The organism is Pseudomonas sp. PNPG3 (assembly GCF_023093815.1).
Lineage (GTDB): Bacteria > Pseudomonadota > Gammaproteobacteria > Pseudomonadales > Pseudomonadaceae > Aquipseudomonas > Aquipseudomonas asiatica.
The window spans coordinates 20,032-28,304 of the sequence record NZ_JALLKV010000035.1 but is presented as its reverse complement, the minus strand read 5'-3'; the positions used below and the strand labels follow the sequence as shown (position 1 = coordinate 28,304).

Here is an 8,273-nt window from a genome sequence, read left to right as displayed (position 1 = left end):
GCGGTGCCTGCTTCGCGGGTAAACCCGCTCCTACAGGGACCGCACAAGCTTCACGATCTCTGCAACTCACGGCTGCTCCAGGGGCAGGCATCTGCGCGGGGTGGAACTGGGCATCTGTAGGAGCGGGTTCACCCGCGAACACCGGCGAAGCCGGTGCCATGCACCGCGGTGCCTGCTTCGCGGGTAAACCCGCTCCTACAGGGACCGCACAAGCTTCACGGTCTCTGTAACTCATGGCCGCTCCAGGGGCAGGCATCTGCGCGGGGTGGTACCGGGCCTCTGTGGGAGCGGGTTCACCCGCGAACACCGGCGAAGCCGGTGCCATCCACCGCGTTGCCTGCTTCGCGGGTAAACCCGCTCCTACAGGGACCGCACAAGCTTCACGGTTTCTGTAACTCATGGCCGCTCCAGGAACACGGTGTACTGGCCTAGCGGCAGGCGCTGGTCGCGGTCGGCGAACAACAGCAGCTCGCCACGACGCAGGTCGCGTACGCCGGTGCGGCGCAGTTGCAGTTGCCAGTGGCAGCGCTGGCCGCCTTGGCTCAGTTCACCGCCAACCTGGTTTTCCGCCGGCCAGTACTGCTCGACGGCAAAGCGGGTTTGCAGTTCTCGCGCGCATAGCAGGCCAAGGCGGTGTTGCTGCAGGTTGTCCTGCACCGCCAGGCGCTGGCGCAAAACCTGGCTGGTGATCACCGCCAGCACCGCGGCAATCGCCAGGGCCACGGTCACCTCCAGCAGGGTGAAGCCACGCTGATGTCGCTTCATGGGGCGACCACCACCTGCAAGCGGCCATCGCGGCTCCAGGCCCACTGCTGGCTGCCATCGGCCCAACGCCAGCACACCTTGCCTGGTTGCGCCCAGCCATGCGGAGTGAACAACAGGCGCGGCTGCGGGCTGGCCGGCCAGTCCGGGCGCAGCCCCTTGGGCCAGTCACCAAGGGCGACTGCCTCGACCACCCAGCCATTACCCTCGCGCCGGACGAACTCCGGACGCTGGCCATTCCAGCGCAGCCCGCGCAGCTGCCCGGCATGCCGGGCCAGCGCAGCCTGCGACCGGGCCTCGCTCGCCAGCCGTTGCAGCGCCTGGTCGACACTGGCCTGGCTGTTGCCGAACCCGGCCACCACCAATCCGGTCATCAGCCCGGCGATGGCCAGCACCACCAGCAATTCGATCAGGCTGAAGCCCCGCTGACGACGCACCCGTTACAGTTCCCAGTTACCCAGGTCGGCATCCTGGCCTTCGCCGCCCGGCAGCCCGTCGGCACCCAGCGAGTACACGTCGACCCGGCCATGTTCGCCGGGCATGCGGTACTGGTAAGGGGTGCCCCACGGGTCTTCCGGCAGGCGGCGCACGTAGCCGTCGCTGCGCCAGGCCCGTGGCAGCGGCTCCTGGGCCGGCTTTTTCACCAGCGCGGCCAGGCCCTGCTCGCTACTGGGGAAGCGCAGGTTGTCCAGGCGGTACATGTCCAGCGCTTGCTCCAGGGTGGCCAGGTCGGCCATCACCTTCTGCTTCATGGCCTTGTCCTGGTTGCCCAGCACGCTGGGCGCGACCACGGCGATGAGCAGGCCGATGATGAAAATCACCACCATGATTTCCATGAGGGTGAAACCGCGCTGGCGGTTACGTCGATGCTGCATGGCAGTACTCCTTGTCGTCACAGTTGCAGGCCCTGGTTGAGTTGCATGATCGGCAACAGCACCGCCAGCACGATGAACAGCACCACGGCGCCCATCACCAGGATCATCAGGGGTTCGAACAGCGCCATGGCGGTATCGACCTGGCGGGCGAAGCCGCGCTCCTGGTCATCGGCCACGCGCTCGAGCATGTCGGCCAGGGTGCCGCTGGCCTCGCCGCTGCCGACCATGTTCACCAGCAACGGCGGGAACTGCTGGCTGGCATCCAGCGCGCGATGCAGGCTGGTGCCGCCCTGAACTTGCTGGCGCACCTGCTCCATGGCCAGGCGGATACGGCGGTTGCCGACGGTTTCGGTGGCCACTTGCAGGGCTTCGAGCAGGGCCACGCCACTGCCGCTGAGGATTGCCAGGCTGCGTGCCAGGCGCGCGCTTTCCAGCACCTGCAGCAGGTTGCCTATATGTGGCAGGCGTAGCAGCAGCTGGTCACGGCGCAGGCACCAGTGCGGCTTGCGCAGCAACCAGCCGCCGAGCGCTCCAAGCAACAGGGCCAGCGCCAAAAGCCAGGGCCCGGCCTGCACCAACCCTTGGCTCAGGCCGATCAGTAACGAGGTAATGAGCGGCAGGCTTTGCCCGGCATGGGCGAACTGTTCGGTGAGCTTGGGTACGACGAAGGTCATCAGGCCTACCACCACGGCAAGCGACACCCCCATCAACACGGCGGGGTAAATCAGCGCGGTACGTGCCTTGTGCTGCTGTCGTTGAACCTGCTCCAGATGGTCGGCGAGGCGGGTCAGCACCTGGGCCAGGCGGCCGGACCGCTCGCCGGCCTCGACCAGCGCGCAGTACAGGCCGGTAAACGGTGCCCCCTGACGTGCCAGGCTGCGAGCCAGGCCCAGGCCTTCGGCCAACGAGCCGCACAAGGCCACCAGCACACTGTGCAGGGCGGGCTGGCGCAGTTGCCGTTCCAGGGTAGCCAGGGCGTCGACCAGAGGGATACCGGCACCGGTCAGGGTGGCCAGCTGACGAGTCAGTTCGCACAGCTGGGCGCGGCTCAGGCGCTGGCGCCGGGGTTGCCGGGTGCCGGCTTCGTGACGCTGCAAGCGGCGGGCGAACAGGCCCTGCTCACGCAACAACTGGCGGGCATGACGTTCGCTGTCGGCCTGCAAGCTGGCCTTGTGGGTCTTGCCGGCGAGGTCGACGGCCTGGTAGCGATAGGTCGGCATGGCTCAGCCCTGCACCACGCGCAGTACTTCGGCCAGGCTGGTCTCGCCACGGGCCAGGCAGTCACTGGCCATCGCCACCAGACTCTGCCGGCGCTCGGCCAGGTAGTCCTGCATGGCCAGCTCACTGGCGCCGTCGTACAACAGGCCGATCAGCCCGGCATCCAGCTCGATGAATTCATACAGGCCCAGGCGCCCGACATACCCGCTGCCCTGGCACTGCTCGCAGCCCACCGCATGGTAGCTGCTGCCCAGCGCTGCCAGCTCGGGCCACAGGTCGCGTTCCGCCGGCTGCAGCGGGTGCGCCACGGCGCAACTGCACAGGCGCCGCACCAAACGCTGGGCCAGTACGCCGCGCAGGCACGAGGCAATCAGGAACGGTTCGATGCCCATGTCGCGCAGGCGGGTCACCGCGCCCACCGCACTGTTGGTGTGCAGCGTGGACAACACCAGGTGGCCGGTGAGGCTGGCCTGCACGGCGATCTGCGCGGTCTCCTGGTCACGGATTTCGCCGAGCATGATCACGTCCGGGTCCTGACGCAGGATGGCGCGCAGGCCGCTGGCAAAGGTCAGCCCGGCACGCGGGTTGATGGCAGTCTGGCCGATGCCGGCGATAGCGTATTCCACCGGGTCCTCGACAGTGAGGATATTGCGGCTGCCGTCGTTGAGGCTGTTGAGGCTGGCATACAGGGTCGTGGTCTTGCCCGAACCGGTCGGCCCCGTGGACAGCACTATGCCGTTGGGCCGCGCCAGGCAACTGCGCAGGCCTTGCAACACCGCCGCCGGCATGCCCAGGTTGCCCAGCGCCAGCAGGCTGGCCTGCTTGTCGAGCACGCGCATCACCACCCGTTCGCCGTGGATGCCGGGCAGTGTCGAGACCCGCACATCCACTTCGCGCCCCGCCGCACGCAGGGTGATACGGCCATCCTGGGGCTGGCGCTTTTCGGCGATGTCCAGACGGGCCATGACCTTGATCCGCGACACCAGCATGGCCGACAGCGCACGCGGTGGGCGCAACACTTCGCGCAGGTGGCCATCGACCCGCAGGCGCACCACGAGGCTCTGCTCGAAGGTTTCTATATGAATGTCCGAAGCGCGCAGGCGCAGGGCCTGGCCGAACAGGCCGTTGATCAGGCGGATCACCGGGGCTTCATCGTCGCTTTCCAGCAGGTCCTCGATGCGCGGCATTTCGCTCATCAGGCTGTCCAGGTCGACCTGGTCGCCGATGCCCTCGATCAGCGCCTCGGTGGCAGCATCGCCGGCCTGGTACAGCTGGCCGAGGCGTTCGTCGAACAGTGCAGGCTCCAGGTATTCGAGCAGGCTTGGCTGGCCGTGCACGCGCAGCAGCTCCTGCAATTGGGCGCTGTCGGCGTCGTGCCGCAACCATAGCTGCCAGCCCTCCTCCGCAGGGGCCATGGCCACCCCGCTCTGCCGTGCCTGGCGATAGGGCAGCATCACCAGTCACCGCCTTCCAGCCGTGCGCGGCTGGAGGGGAACACCTGCAACAGCGGCGTAGCGTTTTGCGCATCCGCCAGGTCGGGTAACTGCAGCGGCGTGGTCTGCTGCAAGGTGCGGTACTTGTCTTCGCTGAGCCCGGCCAGGCTCGGCCCGTCACGCAGGATGCGCGGGCGGATGAACACCATCAGGTTCTGCTTGGTGTTCTTCGTGGCGTCGGAGCGGAACAGCCGGCCCAGGTAAGGGATATCGCCAAGCAGCGGCACACGCTGGTCGCTGGTGCTCAGTTCGTCGCTGATCAGGCCGCCGAGGATCACCAGGCCGTTGTCCTCGACCATGACCTTGGTCTTGATCTCGCGCTTGTTGGTGATCACGTCGCTGGCAGCCGTGGTGTCGGCAATCGACGACACTTCCTGGACGATGTCCAGGCGCACGCTGTTGTCGACGTTGATCTGCGGCTTGATGCGCAGCTTCACCCCGACTTCCTTGCGCTCGATGGTCTGGTACGGGTTGGCGTTGTTCTGCGTCACCGATCCGGTGACGAAGGGCACTTCCTGGCCGACCAGGATCGACGCCTCGGCGTTGTCCAGGGTCAGCAGGGTGGGCGTGGACAGCAGGTTGAAGCCGCTCTTGCCCTTCAGCGCGTTGACCAGCATGGCGAAATTGAAACCGCCGCCGAAATGGCCGATACCCGCCATGGCGCCGGTGGTGCTGGACAGCAAATCGCCAAGGGCCTCGTTGTCGCCACTGGCAGCGGCCCCGGCGATGCTGGCGATGTTCACTCCGTTACTGCCGAAACTGACGATGCCGGCACCGAACTTCTCGTCGGCGAACAGCCACTGCACGCCCAGCTCCTGGGCGCTGCTGTCGGACACCTCGGCGATGATCGCTTCCACCACTACCTGGGCACGGCGGATGTCCAGCTGCTGGACGATGGCGCGGTAAGCAGCCAGCTCGCTGTCGGGGCCGACCATGACCACGGCGTTGGTGCCTTCTTCGTATTCCAGGCGGATGCCCGAGCCTCCGGCGACAGGCACTACGGGCCTTTCCTTGCCCTCTGCTTCGCCAGCACCTTCAGAGGGCGCCATGCCTTCCTGGCTGAGCCCGCGCAACACCTTGACCACTTCACCAGCATTGGCATGGCGCAAGTAGATGACCTGGGTACTGCCACTGCCTGGTGCGTCCTGGGGGCGGTCGAGCTGGCGCAGCAAGCTGGCGATACGTTCCAGGTTGCTGCGCCAGTCGGTAACTACCAACTGGTGCGCTGCCGGATAAGGTGTGATCACACCGACCCGTGGGTCGATCAGGGGCTTGAGAATGCCCAGCACCTGCTCGCTGGCGGCGTTGCGCACATTGAATACCCGCGTAGCCACACTGTCGCTGCCTTCCCCCTGCTGCCCTCCCGCCTCCACCGGCACAGGCTCCAGGCGGGCGGCCTGGTCGGGAACGATCTTCACGCTGCCGTTGGGCAGGTCGACAGTGGCGTAGCCCTGGGCGCGCAGCTGGGCCAGAAAGATGTCGTAGATGGCATCGGCGTCGTGCAGGTCGACGGTGCGCACGGTGACCTTGCCCTTGACCCGGGGGTCGACGATGAAGGTGGTGCCGGTGATGCGCGACACGCTGTCGATGAACTCGCCCAGTTCGGTGTCGACGAAGTTCACCTCGTACATCGGCGTACCGTTGTCGTCGAACACCGGCTCTTCAGCACAGGCCATGGACAGGGCCAGGCTCAGCGCGGCCGCCACGCAATATCTAACAGGCATCGTTCATCCTTGCCGCTTGAAGCCGGTCACGGCGGGGCGTGGCGGCCAGGACAGGCGTTCACGCCGCCCCTGGTTGTTGAAAATCAGGCCATCGCTGTCGATGTCCTGCAGCACGATCCCTGGCGCCAGGCGCTGGCCGCGGGCCAAGGTGCGCACCTGCTCGCCATAGCGCAGCACCACCACGCTGGAGGCCAGCGGCTGGGCCTTGAGGCCACCCAGGTATTGCAACGGCAGGCGGGTGATGGCGATGGCACCGTCGTCGACGGGTACCTGCCAATGGCCGACCATCAAGCCAGGCAACGGTTTGTCGGCCACGGCAGGCGCAGTGGCCGGTTGCGGCTGGCGGCCCAGTTGCAGCACGCACTGGGCGGCCAGCCAGCCGGCCAGGGTCAGGCCAGCGCCAGTCAGCAGGCGCGAGGCGAGCATCACGAGGCCAGTTGCCTTGGGTGCCAGCCCGGGTGCCCCTGCACGTAACGCACTTCGGGCAGTTGCAGCGGCGCCAGTTGCCAGTCGGTCGGCTGGCGGGCGAGCCAGGCTTCGACCCGTTGCCACAGCGGCTCGCCGGCCTGGGTTTCGAATTGCAGGCCAAAGGTGCGGCACAGGCCCTGCACCGGTTCCAGGCCACTGATGCGCTTGCCTTGCGGGCTGTAGCTGACACGCCAGGCCTGGCCCTGCCAGCGCGGCAGGTCCTGGCTGTTGTCCAGCAGCAGCGGGTCGCCGAACAGTTGCTCCGCGGCGTTTTCCAGCACTTGTTCGACCTGCCGGGCCGGCGCTTCGACCACCGGTGCCGGGTAGCCACCGGTGAGGCTGATCAGGTGTTCGCGGGTAATGGCCGCCCCGGCGGGCAGCGGGTAGTCATAGCGCAGGCCCGGCAGCAGCACCGACATGCTGCTGTCATCGGCCAGGGCCTGATGCAGCAGACGGTCCCAGCTGCCGCCTCGGGTGTCGCGGCGCCACAGCGCCTGGGGCGCGCGGGCCAGCGGTTGATCGAGCCAGGCCGCGTGGCCGGCGCGCTGCTGGCGCAGTTCTGCCTGCAATGCCCCGATACGCTGCTGCGCGGCGGGTACCAGCTGGTGCTCAAAGGCCGGGTAGAAACGCCCATCGAACTGCCACAACCCCGCCACGCGCTGGCAGCGCAGGCGGAAGGCGCCGCTGCCCCGGCACCCAGCGAACAGCACCGGCACGCGGCGGCCGCTGGCCTGGCTAACCTCGACCGGCGCCGGCCACAGGTCCTGGCCGCGGGCGCACAGCAGCACGTCGATCTGCGGCACCCGCTCGGCCAGCCACAGGCCCGGCCCGGTACCGACATCGGCCATGGCTACCACCAGGTCAGCATCGCGCCGCGCCTGTTCGAACACCGGCTGCAATGATTGGTACCACTGTTTAAGAGAGGCTTTCTGGTCCTGGGCGTAGGGGTCGGTCACGCCGACCACAGCAATACGTGCACCGCCACGTTCGAAGATGTGCAAGGCTTCCAGGCCCAAAGCCCGGCGTTGCGTGTCTGCCAGCCCGGCGCCCAGGGTAACGGTGCCAGCCTGGCGATACAGCGCCGGGCTGCGCTGTGGCCACAGCACGCGCTCGTCGCTGCTGACCCGCGCTTCGCTGCCCAGCAGTTGGCTGCCCTGCAGGCCGCTTTCGCCCTGGGTCAAGTAGGCCAGGCCACTGCCATTCCAGCCCTGGCCGTTTTCCAGGGTCAGGCTGTTGCCCGCCCCAGCCTCGCCGCGCAGTTGCTCGAGCAACGCCGCCAGCACCGCATAGCCGCCCAGCTGGGCAGATGCAGCCTGGCTGGCATCGAGCAGTGGCGCCAGTTGCGGGTAGGCGATACTGGCACTGCTGCCGGTCATCCATGGTGCGCGGCCCAGATGGCTGACCGGCCCCAGGCGGGTGGCCGGCACCACGGCCTGGCCAGCTTGGCGGGCATCGAGGGTATCGGCCACGTACAGCAGGTCGAGGCTGGCGTTGCCGCCCTGCTGCCCAGGGAAGGCGGAGCAGGCGCCGAGCAACGGTGCCAAGGCACCGATACCCATCCAGCCGATCACTTCGCGCCTGTGCACACTGCTTGCCATCGAACCCGCCATCCTTATCCATGTTCACTCAGGGCACCGGATGTTGCGGCGTCGGCATTACAGTTTGATGGCAGAAATCCGACAGCCATTCCAAAGTGATCTGTAGAGCACGCTTCTAAGAGCGAGTTGTTTTAA

General features: G+C 67.3%; 8 protein-coding genes. All 8 read right to left on the bottom strand.

Annotated features, from left to right (window positions below; translation table 11 throughout):
• Positions 1-396 precede the first annotated feature (396 nt).
• From MJ643_RS20480 to MJ643_RS20445, 8 genes are read right to left on the bottom strand one after another with little or no spacing between them, the layout of a single operon-like run.
• Complete coding sequence (locus MJ643_RS20480; RefSeq protein WP_015269126.1) at positions 397-765, bottom strand: type II secretion system protein GspI; 369 nt, start codon at positions 763-765, stop codon at positions 397-399.
• Entirely contained in the window at positions 762-1,199 is a 438-nt protein-coding gene (gene gspH / locus MJ643_RS20475) for a type II secretion system minor pseudopilin GspH (RefSeq protein WP_024086378.1), read from the bottom strand. Before gspH ends, MJ643_RS20480 begins: the two co-directional genes overlap by 4 nt.
• 3 nt (positions 1,200-1,202) lie before the next feature.
• On the bottom strand, positions 1,203-1,637 hold the full coding sequence (gene gspG / locus MJ643_RS20470) for a type II secretion system major pseudopilin GspG (RefSeq protein WP_013971171.1): 435 nt from the start codon (positions 1,635-1,637) through the stop codon (positions 1,203-1,205).
• Positions 1,638-1,654: 17 nt separating this feature from the next.
• Positions 1,655-2,857: a type II secretion system inner membrane protein GspF gene (gspF, locus tag MJ643_RS20465; RefSeq protein ID WP_024086377.1), complete on the bottom strand. Its 1,203-nt coding sequence runs from the start codon at positions 2,855-2,857 to the stop codon at positions 1,655-1,657.
• A 3-nt stretch (positions 2,858-2,860) separates the two neighbouring features.
• Entirely contained in the window at positions 2,861-4,309 is a 1,449-nt protein-coding gene (locus MJ643_RS20460; protein ID WP_013971169.1) for an ATPase, T2SS/T4P/T4SS family, read from the bottom strand.
• Entirely contained in the window at positions 4,309-6,072 is a 1,764-nt protein-coding gene (gene gspD / locus MJ643_RS20455; RefSeq protein WP_169774904.1) for a type II secretion system secretin GspD, read from the bottom strand. Before gspD ends, MJ643_RS20460 begins: the two co-directional genes overlap by 1 nt.
• A gap of 3 nt (positions 6,073-6,075) precedes the next feature.
• Positions 6,076-6,501: a pilus assembly protein PilZ gene (locus MJ643_RS20450; RefSeq protein WP_024086375.1), complete on the bottom strand. Its 426-nt coding sequence runs from the start codon at positions 6,499-6,501 to the stop codon at positions 6,076-6,078.
• A complete protein-coding gene (locus MJ643_RS20445; protein WP_038408782.1) occupies positions 6,498-8,138 on the bottom strand; it encodes a lipoprotein UxpA in 1,641 nt (546 codons plus the stop codon). Before MJ643_RS20445 ends, MJ643_RS20450 begins: the two co-directional genes overlap by 4 nt.
• Positions 8,139-8,273: the final 135 nt, after the last annotated feature.